This is a genomic window from Pantoea sp. NGS-ED-1003, from assembly GCF_000738765.1.
GTDB lineage: Bacteria > Pseudomonadota > Gammaproteobacteria > Enterobacterales > Enterobacteriaceae > Pantoea > Pantoea septica.
On sequence record NZ_JPQA01000005.1, the window covers coordinates 288,778 to 313,959 of the forward strand.

General features: G+C 62.7%; 22 protein-coding genes. 6 read left to right on the forward strand and 16 right to left on the reverse strand.

Annotated features, from left to right (window positions below; all coding sequences use genetic code 11):
• Window positions 1-98 precede the first annotated feature (98 nt).
• Complete coding sequence (locus JS46_RS12260) at window positions 99-1,361, forward strand: histidine-type phosphatase (RefSeq protein ID WP_033751490.1); 1,263 nt, start codon at window positions 99-101, stop codon at window positions 1,359-1,361.
• On the opposite strand, the gene JS46_RS12265 is transcribed toward JS46_RS12260, so the two are convergent.
• From JS46_RS12265 to JS46_RS12275, 3 genes are read right to left on the reverse strand one after another with little or no spacing between them, the layout of a single operon-like run.
• Window positions 1,346-1,813, reverse strand: a complete 468-nt coding sequence (locus JS46_RS12265) for a GNAT family N-acetyltransferase (RefSeq protein ID WP_033751493.1) — start codon at window positions 1,811-1,813, stop codon at window positions 1,346-1,348. The genes JS46_RS12260 and JS46_RS12265 overlap by 16 nt on opposite strands.
• Entirely contained in the window at window positions 1,810-2,337 is a 528-nt protein-coding gene (locus tag JS46_RS12270) for a GNAT family N-acetyltransferase (RefSeq protein WP_033751495.1), read from the reverse strand. Before JS46_RS12270 ends, JS46_RS12265 begins: the two co-directional genes overlap by 4 nt.
• Entirely contained in the window at window positions 2,334-2,894 is a 561-nt protein-coding gene (locus JS46_RS12275) for a helix-turn-helix domain-containing protein (protein ID WP_033751941.1), read from the reverse strand. The genes JS46_RS12270 and JS46_RS12275 overlap by 4 nt, the downstream gene beginning before the upstream one ends.
• Before the next feature lie 155 nt (window positions 2,895-3,049).
• Between JS46_RS12275 and JS46_RS12280 the strand changes: the two genes are divergently transcribed.
• Window positions 3,050-3,790: a MerR family transcriptional regulator gene (locus JS46_RS12280; RefSeq protein WP_033751498.1), complete on the forward strand. Its 741-nt coding sequence runs from the start codon at window positions 3,050-3,052 to the stop codon at window positions 3,788-3,790.
• 165 nt (window positions 3,791-3,955) lie between these two features.
• Here JS46_RS12280 and JS46_RS12285 read toward each other — a convergent pair whose 3' ends face one another.
• Genes JS46_RS12285 through JS46_RS12300 form a run of 4 tightly spaced genes read right to left on the reverse strand, consistent with a single transcriptional unit; the run spans window position 3,956 to window position 7,708 of the window.
• Window positions 3,956-4,687, reverse strand: a complete 732-nt coding sequence (locus JS46_RS12285) for an ABC transporter permease (RefSeq protein WP_033751500.1) — start codon at window positions 4,685-4,687, stop codon at window positions 3,956-3,958.
• The gene (locus JS46_RS12290; protein ID WP_033751502.1) at window positions 4,687-5,622 is read right to left on the reverse strand and encodes an ABC transporter ATP-binding protein; all 936 of its coding nucleotides are present in this window, start codon (window positions 5,620-5,622) and stop codon (window positions 4,687-4,689) included. The genes JS46_RS12285 and JS46_RS12290 overlap by 1 nt, the downstream gene beginning before the upstream one ends.
• The gene (locus JS46_RS12295; RefSeq protein ID WP_033751504.1) at window positions 5,609-6,790 is read right to left on the reverse strand and encodes an ABC transporter permease; all 1,182 of its coding nucleotides are present in this window, start codon (window positions 6,788-6,790) and stop codon (window positions 5,609-5,611) included. The genes JS46_RS12290 and JS46_RS12295 overlap by 14 nt, the downstream gene beginning before the upstream one ends.
• A gap of 3 nt (window positions 6,791-6,793) precedes the next feature.
• Complete coding sequence (locus JS46_RS12300; RefSeq protein ID WP_033751506.1) at window positions 6,794-7,708, reverse strand: ABC transporter substrate-binding protein; 915 nt, start codon at window positions 7,706-7,708, stop codon at window positions 6,794-6,796.
• A gap of 208 nt (window positions 7,709-7,916) precedes the next feature.
• On the opposite strand from JS46_RS12300, the gene JS46_RS12305 reads away from it, so the two are divergent.
• Entirely contained in the window at window positions 7,917-9,392 is a 1,476-nt protein-coding gene (locus JS46_RS12305) for an MFS transporter (RefSeq protein ID WP_033751507.1), read from the forward strand.
• Window positions 9,393-9,425: 33 nt separating this feature from the next.
• Here JS46_RS12305 and idi read toward each other — a convergent pair whose 3' ends face one another.
• The 3 genes from idi to JS46_RS12320 form a co-directional block, all read right to left on the reverse strand.
• A complete protein-coding gene (idi, locus tag JS46_RS12310) occupies window positions 9,426-9,959 on the reverse strand; it encodes an isopentenyl-diphosphate Delta-isomerase (protein WP_033751508.1) in 534 nt (177 codons plus the stop codon).
• Between the two features lie 288 nt (window positions 9,960-10,247).
• Complete coding sequence (locus JS46_RS12315) at window positions 10,248-12,143, reverse strand: methyl-accepting chemotaxis protein (protein WP_033751511.1); 1,896 nt, start codon at window positions 12,141-12,143, stop codon at window positions 10,248-10,250.
• Between the two features lie 163 nt (window positions 12,144-12,306).
• Window positions 12,307-13,416 carry a suppressor of fused domain protein gene (locus JS46_RS12320; protein ID WP_033751514.1) on the reverse strand — a complete coding sequence of 370 codons (1,110 nt, stop codon included), beginning with the start codon at window positions 13,414-13,416 and terminating at the stop codon, window positions 12,307-12,309.
• A gap of 262 nt (window positions 13,417-13,678) precedes the next feature.
• On the opposite strand from JS46_RS12320, the gene JS46_RS12325 reads away from it, so the two are divergent.
• Entirely contained in the window at window positions 13,679-13,972 is a 294-nt protein-coding gene (locus tag JS46_RS12325) for a hypothetical protein (protein WP_033751517.1), read from the forward strand.
• 84 nt (window positions 13,973-14,056) lie between these two features.
• Here the strand turns inward: JS46_RS12325 and JS46_RS12330 are convergent, their stop codons facing one another.
• Window positions 14,057-14,929, reverse strand: coding sequence for an oxygenase MpaB family protein (locus JS46_RS12330; protein WP_033751520.1), 873 nt, complete (start codon window positions 14,927-14,929; stop codon window positions 14,057-14,059).
• A 69-nt stretch (window positions 14,930-14,998) separates the two neighbouring features.
• On the reverse strand, window positions 14,999-17,296 hold the full coding sequence (gene bglX, locus JS46_RS12335) for a beta-glucosidase BglX (protein WP_033751523.1): 2,298 nt from the start codon (window positions 17,294-17,296) through the stop codon (window positions 14,999-15,001).
• 157 nt (window positions 17,297-17,453) lie between these two features.
• On the opposite strand from bglX, the gene dld reads away from it, so the two are divergent.
• Window positions 17,454-19,166, forward strand: coding sequence for a D-lactate dehydrogenase (dld, locus tag JS46_RS12340; protein ID WP_033751526.1), 1,713 nt, complete (start codon window positions 17,454-17,456; stop codon window positions 19,164-19,166).
• A 100-nt stretch (window positions 19,167-19,266) separates the two neighbouring features.
• On the opposite strand, the gene JS46_RS12345 is transcribed toward dld, so the two are convergent.
• The 3 genes from JS46_RS12345 to JS46_RS12355 form a co-directional block, all read right to left on the reverse strand.
• The gene (locus JS46_RS12345; protein ID WP_033751528.1) at window positions 19,267-21,705 is read right to left on the reverse strand and encodes a DUF3772 domain-containing protein; all 2,439 of its coding nucleotides are present in this window, start codon (window positions 21,703-21,705) and stop codon (window positions 19,267-19,269) included.
• 141 nt (window positions 21,706-21,846) lie between these two features.
• Window positions 21,847-22,794: a D-alanyl-D-alanine endopeptidase gene (gene pbpG / locus JS46_RS12350; RefSeq protein WP_033751531.1), complete on the reverse strand. Its 948-nt coding sequence runs from the start codon at window positions 22,792-22,794 to the stop codon at window positions 21,847-21,849.
• 222 nt (window positions 22,795-23,016) lie between these two features.
• On the reverse strand, window positions 23,017-23,604 hold the full coding sequence (locus JS46_RS12355) for a Yip1 family protein (RefSeq protein WP_033751944.1): 588 nt from the start codon (window positions 23,602-23,604) through the stop codon (window positions 23,017-23,019).
• Window positions 23,605-23,813: 209 nt separating this feature from the next.
• Here JS46_RS12355 and JS46_RS12360 point away from each other — a divergent pair, with 209 nt between their 5' ends.
• On the forward strand, window positions 23,814-24,389 hold the full coding sequence (locus JS46_RS12360; protein WP_033751534.1) for a DedA family protein: 576 nt from the start codon (window positions 23,814-23,816) through the stop codon (window positions 24,387-24,389).
• Here the strand turns inward: JS46_RS12360 and JS46_RS12365 are convergent.
• Window positions 24,386-25,168, reverse strand: a complete 783-nt coding sequence (locus tag JS46_RS12365) for an SDR family oxidoreductase (protein ID WP_033751536.1) — start codon at window positions 25,166-25,168, stop codon at window positions 24,386-24,388. The genes JS46_RS12360 and JS46_RS12365 overlap by 4 nt on opposite strands.
• Between the last annotated feature and the right edge of the window lie 14 nt (window positions 25,169-25,182).

The window sequence follows — 25,182 nt, forward strand, 5'->3', positions numbered from 1 at the left end:
CCTCGAGGAATTGCGCAGCGGAAAAATCTTGCCGTAGCCAGCGGCCGGGCTTCAGCGCTATGGTGTCGCATCACCGCCGTTCTCCTGAGGAAGAAGAGATGATTTTCCCCCGCCGCGCCTTTGCCGCTCTCTGCGCCCTGCTGCTCTGGTCGACGCAGGCCGCCGCACAGCCGCCGACATATCAGCTGGAGCAGGTGGTGGAGCTGAGCCGCCACGGCGTGCGTCCGCCCACGCCGGGCAACCGCAAAGAGATTGAGGCCGCCACTCAGCGTCCCTGGCCAGTATGGAGCACGCGCGACGGCGAGCTGACTGGCCACGGCTACGCGGCGGTGGTCAATAAAGGGCGCTGGGAGGGCGAACATTATCGCCAGCTCGGCCTGCTGACGGCCGGCTGCCCGCAGCCGCGGGATATATACGTGCGCGCCAGCCCGCTGCAGCGCACCCGCGCCACCGCCGAAGCGCTGGTGGACGGCGCCTTTCCCGGCTGCGGCGTGCCGGTGCATCACGTGGCAGATGAAGCCGATCCGCTGTTCCAGACCGACGCCTTCGCCGCGACGGCGACCGATCCCGCGCAGCAGCGGGCGGCGGTCGCGGCGAAGGCGGGCGATCTGGCCGCGCGCCAGCGGGCGCTGCAGCCCTCCGTCCTGGCGCTGAAGCAGGCGGTATGTCTCTCCGACGCCCACTGCGCGCTGTTCGATCAGCCCTGGCAGATCCGCCAGAGCAAAAGCGGCCATGCCTATATCGCCGGCCTGAGCGTGATGGCGAGCATGGCGGAGACGCTGCGCCTCGCCTGGAGCGAAAACCTGCCGCTCAGCCAGATCGCCTGGGGCCATATCACCCGCTCCGCGCAGATCACCGCCATTCTGCCGCTGCTGTCGGCGAACTACGACCTCAGCAACGACGTGCTCTACAGCGCGCAAAGGCGCGGATCGATTCTGCTCAACGCCATGCTGGAGGCAGCGGAAAGCCACAATGCCGCGCCGAATGCGCGCTGGCTGCTGCTGGTGGCGCACGACACCAATATCGCGATGGTGCGCACCCTGATGGGCTTTAGCTGGACGCTGCCCGGCTATGCGCGCGGCAATATCCCGCCCGGCGGTAGCCTGGTTTTCGAGCGCTGGCGCGACAACGCCAGCGGCCAGCGCTTCCTGCGCGTCTATTTTCAGGCACAAAGCCTGGATGACCTGCGCCGTCTGCAGCCGATCGACGCCGCGCATCCGCTGCTGCGCGAAGAGTGGCGGCAGGCGGGGTGCCGCGTGACGCCGGTAGGAACCCTCTGCCCGCTGAAGAGCGCCGTTCGCGCGCTAAGCCGGCAGATTGACCGTCGGGCGGTGACGCCGGTCAGCTATGCGCTGCCCTGACCATCCAGCCGCTTGCCCAGACATTGCGCCTGCGGCATCGCGGCATAAGGTCCGAACGCGGCAATGGGCTGAAAGCCGTGGCGTGCGTAAAAAGCCAGCGCGCGCGCATTGACGCGCCGCGTCTCCAGCCACAGCTCCCGATATCCCTCCAGCCGCGCCTGTTGCTCAAGGAAGTGCAGCAGCGCCGCGCCAGCGCCCTGGCTTCCGGGCAAGGCGAACATGCGTTTAAGCTCAGCCACGTCGGGCTGCAACGGGCGAAAGGCGCCGCATCCGACAGGCTGCCGCTGCGCATTCCGGGCCACGGCGAAGCAGCGTCCCGGCATCGCCATTTCCGCCGCATCAAAACGGATGCGGCCGCTGCTGCCGGTTAACTGCGTCAGGGTGTCGGAAAGCTGATCCAGCAGCCAGCGAGCGTCGGGATGATCCGCATCTTCACGCATAACCTGGATCATGGCAGGGGCTTCAGCAGCTTAAACATCACCGTCGTCGCCTCTAGCTCGCCCGCGATCGATTCGGCGTAGCCTGGAATCGCGCCGGCGATCTGCCAGCCGAGCGAAAGATAGAGCTGCGTGGCGGCGTCGCCGCTGCGGGTGTCCAGCACCAGCAGCGTTTTGCCCAGCGCCTGCGCACGCTGCTCGGCCAGCTGCATCAGCTGGCGCGCGATGCCCTGACGGCGGGCGGCGGGATGCACCAGCAGCTTGTTGATCTCCGCGCGATGGCGGCCGTTGGGCATCACGGCGGCGCTCAGGGTTAGCGTGCCGACCACTCGCTCGTGCTGGCGCGCAACGATGAGTTCGTTCTCCCCCTCGGCGAGGCTGGCTGCGCGTTGCTGCCAGAAACGCGCTATCGTCGCGCGGTCCTGCGGATCGGTAAAGCCGATACTGGCACCGTCCGCCACGCACGCCTGCAGCAAATCGCTGAGAAAGCCCTGCTCGATGCGCGCCCGATCTGCGTCAATCCATTCATACGTCGTCATGGTTTGCACACCACCAGCACATAGCGCGCGCCGTCGGTAAGATGCGCCTCGAACGCCGAGCGGCCGGTCAGATGAAAACGCAGGCAGTCGCCGCTCTGTAAGGTCCAGCTCTGCCCGTCCATGGTGATGGTCAGGCCGCCCTGCTGCAGCCAGATATGCTGCTCCAGCCCCTGAACAGGTGGCGCATCGTAATCGATGCGCGCGCCCGGCCGCAGCTGCCCTTCCACCAGCTCTGCGCGAAAGTGGGCGACTGGCGGCGAGACGTTGCGGCGCACGAAGCCGCTGGCGTCATCGCGCCATACCGGCTGCTGTTCCGGCGTCAGCAGCAGATTAACCGCCTCTTCCACTTCACTTAACAGCCGCGACATGGTAAGACCATAAGCGACGCACAGGCGATTCAATAAGGCAGCCGTCGGGCTGGTTTCGCCGCGCTCGATACGCGACAATGACGCCCGGCTGATGCCGGTCGCTGTGGCAAGCTCATCCAGCGACCAGCCGCGCTGAACGCGGAGTTCTGCCAGGCGAGCCGCAAGGCGTTGTTCAGTCTCTTCAGTCAGCACTATTCTCGTCTCATATTTGGAAAAAATATCTCATATATGAGATTAAGCGTGAAACTTGCGCCACGGTCAACTTGTACACTTAAAAAACATTTGTACAAGTTGATCGGGTTGGTTAAGGTTATTGGATCGCAGTCAGGAAGTTTGGGGAAGTTATGGCCTTTTACAGTATCGGTGACGTCGCCGAACGCTGTGGAATAAACCCAGTCACGCTGCGTGCGTGGCAACGACGTTATGGCTTATTAAAGCCGCAGCGATCGGAGGGTGGACATCGTCAGTTTGATGACGAGGATGTGCAGCGCATCGAAGAAATTAAACGCTGGATCGAAAGCGGCGTGCCGGTGGGCAAAGTCAAAGCGCTGCTCGAAGGCGAAAGCGTGAACGTGCACGACGGCTGGGTGAACCTCCAGGAAGAGCTGATGAGCGTGCTGCGTCACGTCAAACCGTCGAAGCTGCGCGCAAAAATCGCCGCGCTGGGGCGTGAAAATCCAGTTGATCCGCTTATCGATCACGTCATTATGCCGGTTCGGCAGAAACTCGGTCTGGATCAGAATACCGCACGCGTGATGAGCAGCCTGCTGGACGGCGCGCTGATAGATTACGTCGCCTTCTGTCTGGCCGCCAGTCGTAAAAAAGCGGGTAAAGACGCGCTGATCCTCGGCTGGGCGGTAGAAGACCGCACCCGCATCTGGCTGGAAGCCTGGCGGCTCTCGCAGGAGGGCTGGCGGCTTGACGTGCTGGCGGAGCCGCTTGACCTGCCGCGCCCCGAGCTTTTTCCCGGTCAGACTATTTTTGTCTGGACCGGCAAAAAGCTTACGCGTCGCCAGCAGGAACAGCTGACGCACTGGCAAGAGCAGGGATATACCATTCGCGCCCACGAGACGCGCTTTCAGTAAAACGCACGCAGGGCCCTTTTCGCCTCGCCCTGCCCGCGTTATTATCCCCGGCTTTCGGGCTCTACTCAGGTTTCCGCATGAACTGGCAAAAAATCTTCTTCGCAACGCTGTTTTTCATTATGGCCGTCGGCGGCACCGGCGGGCTGATGCTGGTCGGCTACACCCTTATTCTCCACTCACGCTAAGCCAGCGCTGCAGGCGCTCAAACAGGCGATCGCTGACAATCGCCAGCAGCGCCACCAGCAGCGCGCCCTGAATCACATAGGCGGTGTTAAAGCCGCTCAGGCCGATGATTACCGGCGAACCGAGACTCTCCGCGCCCACGGTCGAGGCAATGGCCGCCGTGCCGATGTTAACGATCACCGAGGTGCGCACGCCCGCCAGTATCACCGGCGCAGCCAGCGCCAGCTCTACCTGCCACAAACGCTGCCATGCGCTCATGCCGACGCCGTCGGCGATTTCCCGACTGCTGGCGGGCACGCTATCGAGTCCGGCCAGCGTGCCCTGTAAAATCGGCAGCAGGCCGTAAAGCAGCAGCGCCACCACCGCCGGCCAGGCGCCGAACCCCATCACCGGCACGGCGATCGCCAGCACTGCGACCGGCGGAACGGTCTGTCCGGCCGCCACGATGGTTTCTACCAGCGGCCGAAAGCGCCGTCCCGCGCGCCGGGTAACCAGCACCCCGCCGCCGACGCCGACCAGCAGCGCCAGCGCGCTGGCGGTCACCACCAGAAAAAGATGCGCCAGCGCCAGCTGGAGAAAGCTCTCCTGTTGGTAGAGCGGACGCGCCTGCTCGGGGAACCACCAGGCGAAAAGCGGTCCGCTGTAGGGCAGGCCGAGCAGCAGCGCCACAAACAGGATAATCAGCCACAGCAGCGGATCCTTCAGCCAGCGCATCATTGACCCTCGCGCAGCGTCAGCAGATCGCTGAAGTAGAGCACGCCCAGCGGCTGCTGGCGTTCATCCACCACCGGCAGCTTATCGGCGCGCCGGGCGATAAACTGCGACAGCGCTTCGCGCAGCGACTGCGCGGCCGCCAGCGGCTCGCCTTCCAGCCACTCGCCGCGCCGCGCCGCGTTGCCGACCTGTCCCAGCGACAGCAGACGCACGCCCAGCTCGCTTCTGCCGAAGAAGTCCTGCACAAAGTCGTTTTTCGGCTGCGTCAGCAGCGCGGCGGGCTTGCCCTGCTGCACAATTTCCCCCTGATCCATCAGCACGATGTTATCCGCCAGCGTCAGCGCCTCGTCGATGTCATGCGTAACCAGCACGATGGTGCGGCCCGAGAGGCGGTGAATGCGCAGCATCTCCTGCTGCAGCGCGCCGCGCGTGACCGGATCGAGCGCGCCGAAGGGTTCATCCATCAGCAGCACTTCAGGATCCGCCGCCAGCGCCCGCGCCACGCCGACGCGCTGCTGCTGGCCGCCGGAGAGCTGATGCGGCAGACGCCGCGCCAGATGCGCATCCAGACTAAGCAGCGCCAGCAGCTCCTCAACTCGCGCGCGGATGCGGGCTTTGGGCCAGCCGAGCAGTTCAGGCACGGTGGCGATATTTTTTTCCACCGTCCAGTGGGGAAACAGACCGATGGACTGAATGGCGTAGCCCATGCGCCGGCGCAAATCGCGCGCGTCAAGGCGTCGGATCGACTCCCCCGCGAACAGGATCTCGCCCTCGTCGAACTCCACCAGGCGATTGATCATCTTCAGCGTGGTCGATTTGCCGGAGCCCGAGGTGCCAAGCAGCACGCTAAACTCGCCCTCGCCGATCTGCAGCGACAAATCCTTCACCGCCGCTTTGCCAGCGAAGTGCTTACTGACGCCGTTAAAGTGAATCATGGGTTCTCTCCAGCAGGGAAATCAGCAGGCGGAACAGCGCGTCAATCACCACCGCCAGCGCAATCACCGGGATCACCCCCAGCAGCACCAAATCGAGCGCGCTGCTGAGGAGTCCCTGAAAAATTATGGCGCCGAAGCCGCCTGCGCCGATCAGCGCAGCGATCACCGCCATGCCGAGCGTCTGCACCACCACCACGCGCAGCCCAGCGAGCCAGACCGGCAGCGCCAGCGGCACGTCGACGGCGAAAAAGCGCTGCAGCTGGCCCATGCCCATGCCGCGCGCGCTTTCGCGCACGTCGCGCGGCACCTGCTGCAGCCCGGCCACCACGCTGCGCACCAGCGGCAGCAGCGCATAGAGCGTCAGCGCGATCAGCGCCGGCGCCATGCCGATGCCGCTGACGCCCCAGCTTTTCAGCCAGGGAAAAGCGCTCGCCAGCCCGGCCAGCGGCGCGATCAGCAGGCCGAACAGCGCCACCGACGGCACGGTCTGAATAACGTTCAGCACGCTGAAAACGCCGCTCTGCCACGCCGGACGCCGGTGCAGCAAGATGCCGAGCGGCAGGCCGATGAGCAGCGCAGGCAGCAGCGTGCCGCTGAGCAGCGTCAGATGGCGCGCCAGCGCCGCGTCGAACACCGCGTGGCGGTTGGCGTACTCCTTCAGCAGCGACAGCGCGTTCAGCTCGCCGCTGAACAGCATCAGCAGCGGCAGCAGCCAGATCTGCAGATTGAGCAGCAGTCGCCAGAGATTATTGCGCGTCAGCGTGCGCGCCAGCTCCGCGCCCAGCAGCAGCGTGACGCCGCACGCCAGCCACAGGCCGCCGCCGAAGCTGGTGCGCGCCAGCGCGCTGCCCTGCGCCGCCAGCCGCGCCGCCTCGTGCCCGCTCAGCCAGACCATGCCGGTCAGCAGCGCGTCGCAGGCGAGCAGCATCAGCGCCAGCGCCGCACGCGTCGGGCGCGCCCACAGCAGCAGCCAGAGCGCCGCCAGCGGCAGCGCCAGCCAGCCGGCGTCGCTGACCTGGCCGAGCATCAGCGGCTGGCCGGAAACCAGCCGGTTTGGCGCGTAGCTGAGAAACGGCAGCCAGTAGAACGCCAGACTTAGCAACAGCAACAGCAGCAGCGCGACCGGCTGACGCCGCGCCGCCAGCATCGCATCCCGCGATAGCGCCATGGTTTACAGCAGCTTCTGCTGCTGCAGCCATTCGCTCGCCACGCTGCTGGCGTCCTGGCCTTCGACAGCAATCTTCGCATTAAGCTGCTGCAGGGTTTTCTCATCCAGCTTGCTGAAGACCGGCTTCAGCCAGCTTTCGATGTCGGGATAGGCTTTCAGCACCGCGGCGCGGATCACCGGCGTCGGCGCATAGATCGGCTGCACGCCTTTGGGATCGCTCAGGGTTTGCAGGCCCAGCGCCGCCACCGGGCCGTCGGTGCCGTAGGCCATCGCCGCATTGACGCCGGAGGTCTGCTGCGCCGCCGCCTTGATGGTTACCGCCGTATCGCCGCCCGCCAGCGAGAGCAGCTGGCTCTGCGTCAGCTTAAAGCCATAGGCTTTTTCAAAGGCTGGCAGAGCGTCGCCGCGCTCGATAAATTCCGCCGAGGCCGCCAGCTTGAAGGTGCCGCCTTTTTTCAGGTAGCTGCTGAGATCGTCAAGCGAACTGAGCTTGTTCTGCTGGGCGACATCCTGGCGCACCGCGATGGTCCAGGTGTTGTTCGCTGGCGCAGGCGTCAGCCACACCAGCTGATTTTTGTCGGCGTCGAGCTTTTTCACTTTCTCATAGCCCTGACGCGCATTTTTCCAGGCGGCGTCTTTTTCGTCGTTGAAGAAGAAAGCGCCGTTGCCGGTATATTCGGGATAGATGTCCAGTTCGCCGGCGGTGATGGCGCCGCGCACCACCTGGGTGGTGCCGAGCTGGATTTTGTTCACTGTTTTCACGCCGTGCTTTTCCAGCACCTGCAGGATCACGTTGCCCAGCAGCGAACCTTCCGTATCGATTTTCGAACCCACGCGCACGGGATCGGCGGCCTGCGCCGCGCCTGTCGCCAGCAGCAGCGCGGCTGCCGTCAATGCCAGAAAACCAGACCTTGCCATGAGGTGTTCCTTTAATTCGGTTATTTGTGAGGTGCTTATAGAGAATAGTCGTTTCGTCAGGCATCGCGTAACACATTGCCTGAAGCGTGAAGTGTCGCGCCTCAACTTTCTCATACTGTTATCGGCTCGGTTATAACTGAAAAGAATTTACGTCCAGACGTCTGGACGGTAAGCTGTCCATTCACTCACAATAATCACAGACAACATTATGACCGACTTCACTTCATCTTCCGCCCACGTGGCGTTAACAGGGAACCGGCGCGAAGGGGAAACGCAGTGGATCCGCAGCGCGGCGGACGTGTCGCGCCTGATAAACAGCGGCGACGGCGCGCGCAATAACGCGCGCATTGTGGTGGCGATCGCGCTGGGCGGCGTGTTTCTCGATGCTTACGATCTCGGTGCGCTGGCGTTCGGCATCAAGGATGTGGCGCGCGAGTTCAACCTCACTCCGACCGGCACCGGCATGGTCGCCTCCGCCATTACCTTTGGCGCCATTGTCGGCGCGCTGATCGGCGGCTACCTCACCGATAAGATCGGCCGCTATCGCGTTTTTATGGCGGATATGTTCTTTTTCGTGGTGGCAGCGCTCGCCTGCGCCTTCGCGCCCAATGAGTATGTGCTGGGCGGCGCGCGTTTTGTGATGGGGCTGGGGGTCGGCATTGATTTGCCGGTGGCAATGGCGTTTCTCGCCGAGTTTTCCCGCCTGCGCGGCAAGGGCAACAAGGCCGCCAGCGTGGCGATGTGGTGTCCCACCTGGTATGCGGCGATCAGCATCTCCTATCTGCTGGTGCTGCTGCTCTATGCAGTGCTGCCGGAGAGCCACACCGGCTGGCTGTGGCGCCTGATCCTCGGCTTCGGCGCGGTGCCGGCGCTGATTATTATCGCGATACGCAGTCGCTATATGAGCGAGTCGCCGGTCTGGGCGGCCAATCAGGGCGATCTGAAAGGCGCGGCCGCCATTTTGCGCAGCGGCTGGAATATCAACGCGCAGGTGGCCGAGGATGCGTCCACAGCGCCTGTCCAGCCTGCACGCCGTGCCAGCTGGCGCAACTACGGCGCGCTGCTGCGCGGCGTCTATCTGCGCCGCACGCTGTTGGCGACCATCACCTCAGTCGCCTCTTCCTTCGCCTATAACGCGGTGGCCTTTGGCCTGCCGGTGATCATCACCAGCTTTTTCGCCCAGTCGATGCTGACCACGATTCTGGTGTCGCTGGCGCTCAATTTGCTGTTCGCCTTTGTCGGCGGCGTGCTGGCGGTGCGGCTGGTGCCGCGTCTGGGCGCGTGGAAGATGTCGGTAGCAGGCTACGCCTGTCAGTGCGTGGCGCTGCTGGGGCTGGCGCTGATTGGGCGTCCCGAAGGCGGTCAGGAAGCGGGCATCGCCATCGCGATGCTGGCGCTGTTTCTGTTTGGTCAGGGCTTTGGTCCCGGTTCGCATACCATGACCTTCGCGTCGCTCAGCTATCCGACTTCGCTGCGCGGCGTCGGCGTCGGTTTTAACCAGACGCTGATGCGCGGCAGCTCGACCGTTTCGCTGTTTCTGTTTCCGGTGCTGGTCGCCGCGCTGGGCACCGGGGTTTTCTGGGTGATTTTCCTGGCGCCGCTGGCGGGTCTGCTGGCGCTGCTGGCGATCCGCTGGGAGCCGTCGGGCTACGATGTGGACGCGGAGGATTTTGCCGCGCGTTAACGAAATGGCCGCCCGAACGGGCGGTCATTCTCTTTACGCCGGCATACTCAGCGCATTTAAATAGGCGGGGATGCGCGGAAAGGTGTAGAGAAACCAGGGCGTGAACTGCTGCGGCTCCTCAAGCATCGCGCGCTGGATGTCGCTTACCGAGAGATAGCGCCAGTCATCCGCTTCTTGCGGGTTGGGCGTGGGCTGGTCATCGCTGACGGCGAAGTAGACATGACCATACTCATGCTCGATCAGGCCGTTGCTGAGCGGCAGGTTGTAGCTCAGCTCGAAGACCGGCGTCAGCGACAGCTCCAGCCCCATCTCCTCGTATAAACGACGTTCCGCCGCCTGCTGCGTCGGCTCCGCCGGACAGGGGTGCCCGCAGGTGGTGTTGCTCCACAGCCCGCCGCAGTGGTATTTGCCGCTGGCGCGGCGCTGCAGCAGCAGTTCGCCGGACGAATTAAATACGTAGACCGTGACCGCGCGGTGCAGCAGCCCCTTCTCATGCACTTCCAGCTTTTCCATTTTACCGGTGGGACGATCGAGATGGTCGACGAGAATAACTTCGATAGCAGACATGAGGATTCCTTAAGATAACTCTTACTATTCTGGCACATCCCTGCCGTTTCATGCCGCGTGAATTCGTGCGGTTTTGCGCAAAAAAACGGGCTCGCCTGTGCGAGCCCGTGGGATAGCTGACGTTGTGATGACGCGGATGACAGGGAGCGATCGCAAAGACGCAAAAAACGCCATCCATGGCTGCTCGGCCCGCGCAGTCCCTTGCGCGGGACGCTTTGCTCTTCGCGCCCTGTCACCCGCGTTCTGCGTTTGCTGACGAGCTCGCCTGCGCGAGCCCGTGGGTGACGCTTACAGGCGGAAGCTTTGCACCACCTGCTCCAGCTGCACGCTCTGCTCTTCCATCGCCTGGGCAGCGGCGGAAACCTGCTCCACCAGCGCGGCATTCTGCTGCGTCGTGCCGTCGAGCTGGGTGATCGCCACGTTGACCTGCTCGATGCCCATGCTCTGCTCGCGGCTGGCGGACATGATTTCGCTCATCAGCGTGGTGACGCTGCTGACGCCCTGCATCAGTTCGTCCATGGTCTCGCCCGCCTGCTCCACCAGCTGACTGCCGGCGTCGATATTGGCCACCGACTCTTCGATCAGCTTTTTGATTTCGCGCGCCGAGTTGGCCGAACGTTGCGCCAGGTTACGCACTTCAGAGGCGACCACCGCGAAGCCGCGGCCCTGCTCGCCTGCGCGCGCCGCTTCTACCGCGGCGTTGAGCGCCAGGATATTGGTCTGGAAGGCGATGCTGTCGATGACGCTGATAATATCGACCACTTTGCGCGATGAATGATGGATCTCGCCCATGGTGCTCACCACCTGACGCACCACTTCCGTACCGCGCGCCGCCACCTGCGACGCATTGCCCGCCAGTTGATTGGCGTGGGTAGCGTTGTCGGCGTTCTGGCGCACCGTGCCGGTCAGCTGCTCCATAGAGGCGGCGGTTTCGACGATCGAGCTGGCCTGATCTTCGGTGCGTGACGAGAGGTTGGCGTTGCCGCTGGCGATCTCGCGCGACGCAGCGGTGATCGCCAGCGCGCTGTCGCCGACCTGACGCATCAGCCCCTGCAGATAGCCGATAAAGTTGTTGAAGCTCTGCGCCACGGCGTTGAACTCCGGGCTGTTGCTGGTCGGCAAACGCTGGGTCAGATCGGCCCCGCCCTGCGCCAGCGCGTCGATGTTGCGGTGCAGCACGTTAAGGCGCTGCATCATCGCGCGGATAAAGCCCAGCAGCACCAGCAGCAGCACGATCGCCAGCGGGATCTGCACCAGGCCGAGACGCGTCAGCATGCTGTGCGCCTGCGCGGTGAGCAGGCTGGTCGGCACGTCGCTGGCCAGATACCACGGGCTGCCCGGGATAGCCTGCAGGAACAGCGTATGTTCGCCATCCTCGCCGTCAAAGGTCGTCTCGGTCGGCTGCGAGCCTGCGCCGCTCAGCAGGCCCTTCAGCGGCGCCGCCATCGGCAGTTGCAGATCGGTCAGGTTTTCCAGCTTCGGCGTGCCGTCTACCAGCGCGGCGTTGCCCACCACTTTGCCGTCGGCCTCGACGATCAGCACGCGTCCCTGAATGGCGTCGCCCATCTCTTTCGCCAGATGGTTGAAAAAGCCGAGGGTGACGTCGATGGTGGCGACGCCCCAGACGGTGCCGTCGCGGTAGATCGCCATGGCGCAGTTGGTGCGCGGCTGCGGACTAGCGGCGTCCTGATAGGCTTTCGCCCAGGCGCACTGCCCTTTCGGCGCGGCCATGCCGTCCTTGTACCAGGGTTGCTCCCAGTATTTATCGGCGGCGTCGGAGTTCCAGTAGGTGTTGACCTGCAGCTGGTTGCTGGCGTTGCGCGCAAAGAAGCTGCTGTCTTTCTCTTTCGCCGGATCGCGACGGTTAGGCAGCGGCCAGATGCCGCCGCCGAAGACGTTGCTGTCCTGATACTGGTTCACCAGCGCCGGCAGCATCTGATCGATGGCGGGACTCTCCATCACGCTCGCGGCTTCGGTGATGGCGCGCTGCTGCGCCTGAACGCGGTTCATCTGTTCCACGATGCCGGTCGCCAGCGCGTCAACCTGGTAGCGCACCAGCTGGCTCTGATTCGCGGTCAGCTGTGGCGAGATAAACTGTTTAATCACTACTACGGTGATGAGCATCAAAACGAGAAAAAAGAGTACAAGAACCGCGGTAAAGCGGGACTGAGTTGTTTTTAGCATCTGCTTTCCCCTGGCAGAAACGGCGCGATTGCCTGATCAGGGTTAACGGCGCAGCAGCAGCTAACTTGAGATGCGCGAGATCACAAATTTAACAACTCGTTGAGGCAGGTGATTATTTAGTCACTAACGACCGGCGGCGCGCTGGGCAAGCAGCGCGCCGCCGTCAGATTTCGCTCTCCACTACCTGCTGGCGCGGACGGAAGATATGGTTATTGCCCGCCGCCATCAGCAGCTCCGCCAGCTGCTGACCGCCCAGCTCATCCGCCTGCGCGAACTGACGCTCCGCTTCGGTGATCGGCGTCGCCCACAGCAGGTTAGGCCGATCGCCGTCGCGCTTCGGCAGGTTAAACTGCGCGCTCTCGTCCGCCAGCGCGTTGGCCAGCAGAAAGCTTTCAAAACCGACCGGCGCCACTTCCGACGCCAGCGTATGCCCTTCGCCCAGCCAGGTGAGACGCGCCCAGGGCAGATGGGCGAACTCCGCCAGCGCGCTCGCCATCTGCACCGCATTGCCTTCGGTCATCACTTCGCCATCCACCGCCATCGCCAGCTCGACGCGGCGATACTGCGGCGCCAGTTCGTCGAACAGATAGTCGACCTGCGGCATCGGGCGAATGATCATGCCGAGCGTGAGGAAATACCATACGCCCTGATGCCAGTGCTGGGAGATAGCCATCGGCGGCCAGCTGCCCTGATCGATGGCGTAATACTTCACCGACTCGCCGAACTGCGCCTGATAGCGCTGCAGCAGCGCCTGCTGCACCCGATCCCACTCGTTGCCGTCGTGCCAGTCGCGCCAGAACTGACGCTGATGCTCCGCGCGCGCGTAGTAGTCGTTGGTGGAGGCGGAGCCAAGCGGCGCGGTCAGCCGGTTTTTTTTGATGCAGCCGGCAGAGAAGCTGACCTGTTTATCCTGGTAGAGGCTCCAGCCGGGGATCACTGCCAGCAGCTGGCCGTAATACCACAGCGCCGCGCCGTCGTCGCTCGGCTCCCACAGCACCTGCAGGCCCGCCGGATCGAGCGGCGGCTCCGCCTCCAGCGTGCGGCAATACTCGGCGCTGAGCAGCGGCGCGATGCCCTGCTCCATCGCCGCGCGATCTTCCTGCGCCGGCGCAGGCAGCAGATTGCGCAGCCAGCAGCCGCGCACCGCATACTGGCTGCGGAACAGATCCGTCGGCCAGATGTAGAAGTAAGCGGTGCGCTCATCCTGTTCGACAATCGCCGTCAGTGTATGTTGCTGATTGTGGACCTCAGCAATCAGAGGTTGGTAAGTCATAGCGCCTCGACAAAGCTTAGGGATCCATTTCCCCGAGATTAGAGCAGGATCCCCACTGCCGCCACGTGAGACAAGGGTAAAACTCTCAAAGTCGGCGCAATGCGCCTGCGCAAGGGTAAGCAAAAGTAAAGCGGAGAACGCGGCGCGGCGCGGAAAGGCGCAACGCCGCTAAAGAGTGGGCAGCCCGGATGGTGAAACGCTATTCGCGTTTCTGGCGCGCAGCGGCGTGCTAAGGTCGATCTCACCTTTTTATCGGAGGCGCATGATGCAGCCCGTTACCGATTTTGCCTGGCGCGAGCTGGCGTTTCTCGCGCTTTTTCTCTGGCTTCTTTATCGCTACACCACGCTTACGCTTGCCGTCACGCTGATAGCGGTCGGCCTGGCGGCGCTTATCCTGCTGCCTGTCGACCTCACCTTCGGCCTGCTGTCGCTGGCCGCCATCGGCGCCGGGCTGGGCCTGCTGGCGCACCGCCTGCAGCAGCGCCGGACGGCAAAGCAGCGGCAGACGCGCGCGCCGCGCAGCTATACGCGGCCGCACGACGAATTTCATCATTAATCTTCGGTTACCTTTACTGCCGCCGCGCTGTTAAGCGGCGGCATAGCGTCGACAGGCTGGCGTACAGAAAAGGTTAAGAAGGCGTTAAGGCTGGCGTCCCATGCGCAGCATGGCGCGATGGTATGCGCCGCGCGTAATTGACCAGCGCAGGGTTTTCGCCAGCAGCCGCATCTCGGCGTCGAGCAGCGCGCGCGACAGCGGGCTGAAGCGATAGCCGGACATCTGCTGCGCCCAGTCGGGCAGCAGGGCCATGCCGGAATTCAGCATCACTTTCATCGCTGGCTTTGCCTGCCAGCCTGGCGCAGGCGCCTCGCGCAGCAGGCGCGTCACCTCGGCGGTGCGCTCGTCATAGCGTAGCTCGCCGCGCATATCCTGCAGGTATCGCCTCACCGCCTCGACGCTTTTCGGCACGCCGGTGGCCCCCAGCGCTTCGGCGATCAGCGCCGCTTCCTGATAGTAGCGATCCTGCTCCGCCAGGCTGAGCTGCGGATTTTTAAAGCGCAGATGCGCGGCGAGAAAGGCGCTGGTTTCGGCGACGTGCACCCAGGTAAGAAGACGCGGGTCGCTGGCGGCGTAGGGCTGCCCGTAATTGTCGACGCCGCTGACGCGCAGATGAATGTTTTTAATGCGCTCAATCAGCAGGCTGGCGTCGTGACGATTGCCGAAGGTGGTGACGGCGATGAACTGGCTGGTGCGCCGCAGGCGGCCCATCATATCCTGGCGGAAGTTGGAATGATCCCAGACGCCCGCCAGCGCGGAAGGATGCAGCATCTGTAACAGCAAGGCGCTGATGCCGCCGCACAGCATGGCGGGAAAGTCGCCGTGCACGCGCCAGATAACGCTGTCGGGGCCGAACAGGCCGGGATCGCCGGGCGGCTGCGAAATATCGAACTCATTAAGCGCCAGGCCGTTAACGCGAAAAACCTGGTTCTGGATACGGTTGCGGATGCTGTTCATAAGGTTGCGGTTGGCCTGGTGTGCCCGCTGCTCCCGGCCGCCAGGCCGGGAGCAGCGTATCGTGCAGCGTCAGAGATAGTCGAACTGCGCGTTCTGGGTGCGTACCGAATCAAGTCCGATCATCACGTTGAACTTGCCTGGCTCCGCTACCTGTTGCATCTGCTGGTTCCAGAACTTCAGCGCGTCCACGTCGATCTTAAAGCTGACGGTCTGCGATTCGCCTGCTTTAAGCATAATCCGCTTAAAGCCGCGCAGCTCGCGCACCGGACGGCTGATGGAGGCGACCGGATCGTTCAGGTACATCTGTACCACCGTCGCGCCGTCGCGGTCGCCGGTATTGGTCACCGTCACGCTCGCCTCGACCGTGCCGTTGCGCGGCATCGTGGCCGCCGACATTTTCACCGGCGAGACGCTGAAGCGGGTGTAGCTCAGCCCGTAGCCAAACGGATAGAGCGGGCCGTTCACTGAATCATAGTAGTGCGAGGTGTATTTGTTCGGCTTGGCGAAGTTGTAAGGACGGCCGGTCGGCAGATGGTTGTAGTAGAGCGGGATCTGCCCCACCGAGCGCGGGAAGGTAATCGGCAGCTTGCCGGACGGGTTGTAGTCGCCGAACAGCACGTCGGCGATGGCGTTGCCGCCTTCAGTGCCGCTGAACCAGGTTTCCAGCAGCGCGTCCGCCATGCGATCTTCATTGACCAGCGTCAGCGGTCGGCCGTTCATCAGCACGATCACCAGCGGTTTGCCGGTGGCCTTCAGCGCCGCCAGCAGCTTCTGCTGGCTGGCTGGAATGGTGAGTTCGCTGCGGCTGGAGGCCTCATGCGCCATCCCCTGCGCTTCGCCGACCGCCGCGACCACCACGTCCGCCTGCTTCGCCTTCTCCACTGCCTCGTCAATCAGCGCCTGCGGCGAGCGCGCGTCCACCGACACCGCCTGCTCGTAGAGGTTAAGGAAGTCCTGAATGCCTTTGTTGTCGCTGATGTTGGCGCCTTTCGCGTAGAGCAGCGACGCTTTGCCTGCGGTGGCGTTACGCATGCCCTGCAGCAGGCTTACCGACTGCTTCGCCACGCCCGCTGCCGACCAGCTGCCCATAATGTCGCGCTGGCTATCCGCCAGCGGCCCAATCAGCGCAATGGTGCCGGCGCGCTTCAGCGGCAGGGTTTCCAGCCGGTTTTTCAGCAGAACGATGCTTTTACGCGCCACATCGCGCGCTTCGGCGCGGTGCAGGCGGCTTTCGGCGTTGGTATCCTGCGGATCGCTCTCTTTCGGGCCAAGATGGCTATAAGGATCGTTGAACAGCCCCATATCATATTTAACGTTCAGCACATGGCGCGCCGCGTCGTCGATCTCCGCCATGCTCACCGCGCCGCGCTTCACCAGGCCCGGCAGATATTTGCTGTAGTACTCGTCGCTCATGCTCATATCGATGCCCGACTTCAGGGCGACGCGCACCGCATCCTCGGGATCGGTCGCCACGCCGTGCTTGAGCAGCTCTTTAATCGCGCCGTGGTCGCTGATGGTGATGCCTTTGAATTTCCACTGATCGCGCAGCACCGTTTTCAGCAGCCAGCCGTCGGCGGTGGCGGGCGCGCCGTTAAGCGAGTTAAGCGCCACCATCACGCCGCCGCTGCCGGCGTCGAGCGACGCTTTATAGGGCGGCAGATAGTCCTGGAACAGGCGCTGCGAGCTCATGTCCACGGTGTTGTAGTCGCGGCCGCCCTCGATACCGCCATAGGCGGCGAAGTGTTTGACGCTGGTCATTACCGCATAGCGATCGGCGGGGCTTTTGCCCTGCATCGCCTTCACCATGGTGCTGCCCATCTTCGAGGAGAGCCAGGTGTCTTCGCCGAACCCTTCGGAGATGCGGCCCCAGCGCGGTTCGCGGCTGACGTCTACCATCGGCGCCCAGGTCATGTTCAGCCCGTCGTCGGCGGCTTCATAGGCCGAGACGCGTCCGACCTCGCTGACGGCGTCGAGATCCCAGCTGGCGGCGAGCCCCAGCGGGATAGGGAAAATGGTACGCTGGCCATGCACCACGTCATAGGCGAAAAACAGCGGAATTTTCAGGCGGTTGAGCTGCATCACCTGATCCTGCATGGCGCGAATATCCTGACGCGTCACGGTATTGAAAATCGCGCCGACCTGACCTTTCTGTATCATGTCGCGAACCGCCGATTTCGGGGTATCCGGCCCCACGCTGATCAGCCTGAGCTGGCCGATTTTTTCGTCCAGCGTCATTTTGGTCAGGAGTTGATTAACGAAAGCGTCGCGCGCCTGCGCGTTCATGGGATGCGGTCCCGTCAGCTCGTCGGCCAGCGCGGGTTGCAGAGCGAGTGAGACAGCGAGACTAACAGAGTAAATCCATTTCATCAGGTCGGGTTCTCTTAAGTAACTGCGCAATATCGAATAAACAGGCGGCAGTGTGCCACAAGTTGAGGATAGCAGGTAGCTGTCAGCGTCACACTGCGCCGCGCTTTTCCCTGACGTGCTACAGTAATGGCGCCATGTAATGACAAGGGAGTTGCACATGATCCATCCAGCGTCTCATTCCGCTTTACTCTCCGATCTGCGCCGCCACGTTGGCGCCTCCCACCTGCTTACCGACCAGGAGCAGACCGCGCGCTACCGCAAAGGCTTTCGCTCCGGCGAAGGCGAGGCGCTGGCGGTGGTCTTTCCCGGCACCCTGCTGGAGCTGTGGCGCGTGCTGCAAACCCTGGTTAGCGCCGACGCCATTATCCTGATGCAGGCGGCCAATACCGGTCTGACGGAGGGTTCGACGCCCAGCGGCAACGACTACGATCGGCCGGTAGTGATTATCAGCACGCGACGTCTCGATAAGCTGCAGCTGATCGACGACGGCAAACAGGTGCTCGCCTTTCCCGGCAGTACCCTTTATCAGCTGGAGAAGACGCTGAAGCCGCTTAACCGCGAGCCCCATTCGGTGATCGGCTCCTCCTGCATCGGCGCCTCGGTGCTGGGCGGCGTCTGCAATAACTCCGGCGGTTCGCTGATCAAACGCGGCCCGGCCTACAGCGAGATGGCGCTGTTCGCCCAGGTGGACGAGCAGGGCAAGCTGAAGCTGGTGAACCATCTCGGCATCGATCTCGGCGCCTCGCCGGAAGAGATCCTCGGCCGGCTGGACGATGAGCGCTGGCGAGCGGAAGATGTGCAGCACGACGGACGTCATGCCTCCGACCCCGACTATGCCGACCGCGTGCGGCACGTTGACGCCGATACGCCGGCGCGCTTCAATGCCGATGCGCGCCGGCTGTTCGAAGCCTCCGGCTGCGCGGGCAAGCTGGCGGTGTTCGCGGTGCGGCTGGATACCTTCCCCTGCGAGCCGCAGCAGCAGGTATTCTATATCGGCACCAACGATCCGGCGGTGCTGAGCGATATTCGCCGCCATATTCTCGCCCACTTCACCCATCTGCCGGTGGCGGGCGAATATATGCATCGCGATATTTACGACATCGCCGAAGTCTACGGCAAAGATACCTTTCTGATGATCGACAAGCTGGGCACCGATAAGATGCCGCTGTTTTTCACGCTGAAGGGACGCGTTGACGCCTGGCTGGCGAAGCTGAGCTTCGTTAAGCCGCACCTGACCGATCGCCTGCTGCAGCGCGTCAGCGCCCTTTTCCCGGCGCATCTGCCGAAGCGCATGAAGCAGTATCGCGATAAATACGCGCATCACCTGCTGCTGAAGATGTCCGGCGCGGGCGTCGAGGAGGCGCGCGACTACCTGAAAGAATATTTCCGTGAAGGCGGCGGCGCGTTTTTCGAGTGCGAAGGCAAAGAGGGCGCGCACGCCTTCTTGCATCGCTTCGCCGCGGCGGGCGCGGCGGTGCGCTATCACGCGGTGCACGCCGACGAGGTCGAAGATATTCTGGCGCTTGATATCGCGCTGCGCCGCAACGATCGCGACTGGTTTGAAACCCTGCCGCCGGAAATTACCCAGTCGCTAAGCCATCGCCTCTATTACGGCCACTTCTTCTGCCACGTTTTCCATCAGGATTATATTGTGAAAAAAGGAGTGGACGCGCACGCGCTGAAAGAGCAGATGCTGGCGCTTTTAGAGGCGCGCGGCGCAGAGTATCCGGCGGAGCATAACGTTGGCCATCTCTATCGGGCGAAGCCGCAGCTGGCGGACTTCTATCGTCGGCTCGATCCCACCAATACCTTTAATCCGGGAATTGGCAAAACCAGCAAGCAGAAAGGCTGGGCGGTGAAGCAGCCCTGAGGAAGCGGGGACTGTGATGAAGGGATTTTTGCAGACGGCTCGGGGCGTAAAACGCGGATAACGATCAATCCTGTCATCCACGTCGGCGCCCCTTGCGGGCTTAAGGCAGCGGATCGGCCGCCTGCTCCGCCATCTGCTGGCGGCGCTCGATAATCATGGTCTGCGGCGTCGACAGCACAATGCCCTCTTTGCGCAGGCGCGTCAGAATATCGAACAGCAGGTCGCTCTTCGCGCCTGCAATCTGCCGCTGGCTGGCAACGTTGCCGGTCACGCTCAAGATGATGCCCTGCGCCGTCAGATCCTTAAAGGAGACCGACGGCTCCGGCGTCTCGAGAATACGTTCATTCTCGTTATAAACCTCCAGCAGCAGCTCGCGCACCCGCACCGGATCGATATTGAGCGGGAAAGTCAGCGTAATGGTCACCACGCCCTGCGCGTTGCCCATGGTGGCGTTGCGCACGTTCTGCGAGATAAACTGCGAGTTCGGCACGATCACCGTCGACTTGTCGCCCAGCTGGATCTCGGTAGCACGTACGTTGATACGGCGGATATCGCCCTCAATGCCGCTGATGGTTACCAGGTCGCCCACCTTTACTGGCCGCTCGGTCAGCAGGATCAGGCCGGAGATAAAGTTCTTCACAATCTCCTGCAGGCCGAAACCGATACCCACCGACAGCGCGCTGACGATCCACGCCAGCTTGTTCCACTGCAGGCCCATTATCGACAGCGTCAGCAGGATCACCAGCACGTAGCCGATATTGCTGAACAGCGTGATCAGCGACACGCGCATGCCGGCGTCCATGGTGGTTTTCGGCAGGAAATCGTTGTCGAGCCAGCGGCGCACGCTGCGCAGCACGTAGATGCCCACCACCAGACAGATAATCGCGTTGACCATGTGCGCCGGCACGATGTTCAGCGACTCCAGCCCTTTGCCGCCCCAGAACTCAATCGCTTTTTGCAGCAGCTCGATTGGCGTCGACGAGGCGAAGGTGCCGTTAAGCAGCGCCAGCGCGACAAAGCCGATCAGCAGGGTTTTGCCCAGCGCGGCCAGCAGCGTCGCCGCCTGCTGCAGATGGCGCTCGTCGATGTTAAGCGAAGTTTGCAGCCGTCGGCCGGTCAGGCTGTTGACAGAAAAGAGGCTTTCGCAGCCGTCGTTAATCAGGTGGCTGAGGAAGTAGAACGAACCGAACAGAATGCCGCACCACACCACCTCGTAGCTCAGGAAGCGCGCCAGGGTAACGTAGCCGATAATCAGCGACAGCAGAATGGCGACCGCCGTCAGCGTCAGCGCCATCTGGATCAGCCCCACCAGCGTCGAGCGCACTTCCGGCGCGTTGCCCTCGTGCGCCATACGGCGACGCACGCGGTTGGTGCGCATGCTGATCGCCAGCGCGGTGCTGCCGATCAGCAGCGCCGTCAGGCCGTTGGCGAAAATCGTGGTGTTCAGGCTGGTGCCGACGGTGTAGTTAAAGTTCTCGACCGTCTGGAAAATAAACACCAGCGCGGCGGTAATCGGCGGGAACGGCTTCAGCGCCATCGCCACTTCATTAGAGATGGCGGGCAGACGCCAGCTCGGACGCCGCGTCGAGAGAAAAGCGCGTCCCAGACCGGCAATCAGGCCGCAGAAGACGCTGAGCTTCACCAGACTCACCACGAAGTCCTGTACGTCGCCGGAGACCTCATCGCGGCGCGCGAACGCCAGCGCGGTAAAGTTAAAGGTCAGCACCACCGCCGCCAGCGTGGTCAGGGCGATCGCCGCGGCAAGGAAGCTGCGGCGCAGCCGCCCTTCCGGCATCTTGTGGATGCTGATCCAGGCGAGGAACTCTTCGCTGTAGCGGCGTCCCAGCGTCATCACCAGCATCGCCGCCAGCAGCCAGGCGACGGTGCCGAAACGGTAGCCCGGCTCCCACGACAGCGCGGCGGTGTCCTGCAAATCCTGCAGGAAGCCGTCGATCTTCTCGTTGTCCAGATCCTGCTTCACAAACAGCGGCGCCCAGAAGCGCGGGCCGAGGATACTGCCGGAGTTAAGCGCCAGCTGGGTTTTCATCAGATCGCGGCGCAGGTTGGTGATCTGCGACGAGAGCATCAGGGCGCTGTTTTTAATGCCGTCCGCCTGCTTGATCTGATCGTCCAGCTTACTCTTCTGCGACTCCAGCGAGCTGCGCTTGCGGGTCACTTCCGGCGTCTCTTTCACGCCGCTGTCCGCTTTAGGCGCGGGGCCCAGCACCGCCAGCTGCGCGTCGAGCTGCTGACGCTGCGGCTGCAGCGCCTGCGCGAGCGTATCGGCGTTGCCCGACAGCTCCAGCGCCAGCTCGTTAAGCTGCGTCAGCTGGTTTTCATTGGTCTGCCCCGACACCTGACCTTTGATCTTGTCGAGGACTTTCTGCATTTTCGGCAGTTCAACCGCCGCGTTCACTTTGGGCGCGGCGTCAGCTTGCTGCGCGGCATCGGCCGCATCGTCGTCTGCCATGCTCCAGGCGGGGAACAGCGTCGCCGTCAGCAGCATCAGCAGCGGTAAAAAGAGGCGTAACGTAAACATATAGAGGTTCCAGCACAAATTCAGGCGATCGACCATCGCGTTGGCGCGTAGTTTAGGGCCAGGCGCACCGGGAAACTATAGGAATGCTGGCCGTTGTCGTCGAACAGGTTGCGGCGTCCGCGCGCGGACGCCGGTAAAGGGTTATTCCACTACCGCCGCGCCGTGGACGTTGTTCACCACCAGCCCCGCCTTCTGCTTTTTATAGGCGAGTGCCGCCGCCGGCACCGGCGCAGCCTTGCCGGTTTCCAGCCAGTCGCGCAGACGGTTGGCATCGGCGAAGTGGGTATATTTGCCGAAGGCGTCCAGCACCACCAGCGCTACCGGCCGGTTATTGATCGTGGTGCGCATCGCCAGGCAGTGGCCCGCTTCGTCGGTATAGCCGGTTTTGGTGAGCTGAATGCGCCAGTCGTTTTTATAGACCAGATGGTTGGTGTTGCGGAACGGCAGCGCATAGCTGGGATGGGTGAAGACCGCAGTCTGTTCTTTCGTGGTACTCAGCTCGCCCAGCAGCGGATAGTCGCGCGTGGCGCGCAGCAGCTTAACCAGGTCTTCCGCGCTGGAGACGTTCTGAGTCGACAGACCGGTCGGCTCGACGTAGCGCGTATGGGTCATGCCCAGCGCGCGCGCTTTGGCGTTCATGGCGCGGATAAAAGCGTCGTAGCCGCCGGGATAGTGATGCGCCAGGCTGGCCGCCGCGCGGTTCTCCGACGACATCAGCGCCAGCAGCATCATATTGCGGCGGCTGATTTCGCTATTGAGCTTGACGCGGGAAAAGACGCCGCGCATCTCCGGCGTGTGGCTGATATCCACTGAAATTCGCTCATCGAGCGACTGCTTCGCATCCAGCGCCACCATCACCGTCATCAGCTTGGTGATAGAGGCGATAGGCCGTACGCGGTTGGGATGGCTGGAGAACAGCACTTTCCCGGTGTTGAGATCGACGATCATCGCGCTGCCTGAGGCGATTTGCGGCTCGGCGACCGGCGCGAGCTGAGAAAGTGACGTAGCCGCCTGCGCGGGCGCGATAGCCGCCTGGCCGCCGAACAGCAGCGCCAGCGAAAGCAGTGAATAGCGAATGGTTACAGGCATCTTATAAAAAGACCGATTAAGATAGTACGCCGTGTTTTACACAGGCCGCCCGCCGCAGAGCCGACCACGCGGAGGCTGGCAGCAGCATAATACGCGGAAGCGTAAGAAATTTCCTGGCGAGAATGTTTCCGGGCGTTAAAAAAAACGTTTTGGACATTTCTGTCGCAGGACGCTTTGCGCGGCGGCGCGCTTTATCCGCCGCTGGCGCGGTTGGCCAGGGGGTTAAAACAGCCGCGGCCCGTAGCCCCACAGCACCACGGTCAGCGCCAGCAGCACTTCAAATACCAGCACGCCGATCGCCAGCGTCGAGCCGGAAAAACGCAGGCTCTCGTCACGGTCGATATTCAAAAACAGCGGAATGCCGATATAGAGCAGATAGCCGGTGTAAACCAGCGCCAGCGCGCCCGCCAGCACGCAGAGCCAGACCAGCGGATAGAGCGCCACAATACCGCTGAGAAACAGTGGCGTGGCGACATAGCCGGCGAACACCGTACAGCGCTGCACGCTGGGCCGCTGCGGATAGTCGCGCGCCATCCAGTGAATGACGCGGCCCATAACCGCCACGCCGCCTAAGATAATCAGATAAAAGAGCACGCCGAGCGCAATGCCGGTCAGCAGATTAAGCTGGACAAACTGCCCTTCGCCCAGATTCCAGCCCAGTTGCGTAGTGCCGATAAAGGCGCAGATCACCGGGATCGCCGCCATCAGCAGAACGTGGTGGGTGTAATGGTGCGAAACGCTTTCATTCTCTTGCTTGATATCGCGCATTTCCCGATCGGGATGCGCCATAAGACCCCAGACATGATTCATATCATCACCTCGCAGATGCGAAAGGCCGCCCAGAACCCGCATCGCCGATCCCTCAGGCAGCATTCCCTGAAGTATAAACGGCATTGCTGCTTTTGTAGCCAGTACGACGGGATCAGGCGAAAAATTGTGATCGAACGAGCCGGCTGCCTGAAGGATTGGCCGAAGCGGTATAGAATGTATGAATCGCTGACCGAACAGGGAGTTTACTTTTGCATTTCGATATCAACGGATTAATTACGCAATATGGCTATCTGGCGCTGCTGATCGGCTGTATCGCCGAAGGGGAAACCTTTACGCTGCTGGGCGGCGTGGCGGCTCATGAAGGGTTGCTCAACTTTGTCGGCGTGGTGCTGGCGGCGATGGCTGGCGGCATTATCGGCGATGAGCTGCTCTACTGGATCGGCCGTCGCTACGGCACGAAAATTCTGCGCAAGCTGAAAAAACATCAGGACAAGGTGCGTAAGGCCAACCGGCTCATCCAGCGCCATCCCAGCCTGTTTGTTATCGGCGTGCGCTTTATGTACGGCTTTCGCATTATCGGCCCGATTATCATCGGCGCCAGCCATCTGAAGCCGCTGAAATTTCTGTTGCTCAATATTATCGGCGCGGCGATCTGGGCGACGATTTTTGTCGCCCTGGGCTACTTTGCCGGCGGCATTATCGCCCCGTGGCTGCACAAACTCGACCAGCACCTGAAGCATATTCTGTGGCTGGTCGCGGCGGTGGTCTTCGCCTTTGCCCTGCGCTGGGTGATCCGTCGCTGGAACACCCGCCGCGCCGGTTAAATATCTTTCCCGCCGTAAAACTGCGGATTGGCCAGCATAAAGCCGCCGTCGACGATAAAAGATTGTCCGGTGGTGTAGCTGGCCCATTCTGAGCAGAGCCAGGCCACCAGGCTGGCAATTTCACGCACGTCGCCCGGCCGTCCAATCGGAATCTCCGGCGTCTTGATCTTCTGCGCGTCGCCGTCGCCCATATTGTTCATCGGCGTGGCGATCGCCCCGGGCGCCACCGAGTTCACCAGAATATTGTGTTTGATCAGGCTGATGGCCATCGATTTGGTCAGGCCGCCCATGGCGTGCTTCGCCGCCGTGTAGGCGACGGCGTCGGGCAGCGGCGTATGCTCATGCACCGAGGTGATATTGATAATGCGCCCGCCGTCGCCCTGCTCCACCATTTTGCGCGCGGCGATCTGCCCGCAGACAAAGGCGCCGTCGACATCGACGCTGAAGACCTTGCGCCACTCCTCAAACGGCGTGTCGAGGAATTCAGATTTAGCGTTCGCCCCTGCGTTGTTGACCAGCGCGTCGATACGGCCCAGCTTGTCGATCAGCGCCGAAAGCGAACGGCCGCCCTCCTGCGGATCGGCGAGGTCGAGGTGGATCAGTTCCGCACGGCGGCCTTTGTCGCGCACCAGGCGCGCCGTCTCCTGCGCGCCCTCTTCATCGGAACGCCAGGTGATGCCGAGATCGTAGCCTTGCTCCGCCAGCATCAGCGCGCTGGCGCGGCCAATGCCGGAATCAGATGCGGTAACGACGGCGACTTTGTTCTGTGGTGTGGTCATGATTGCCTCCTCAG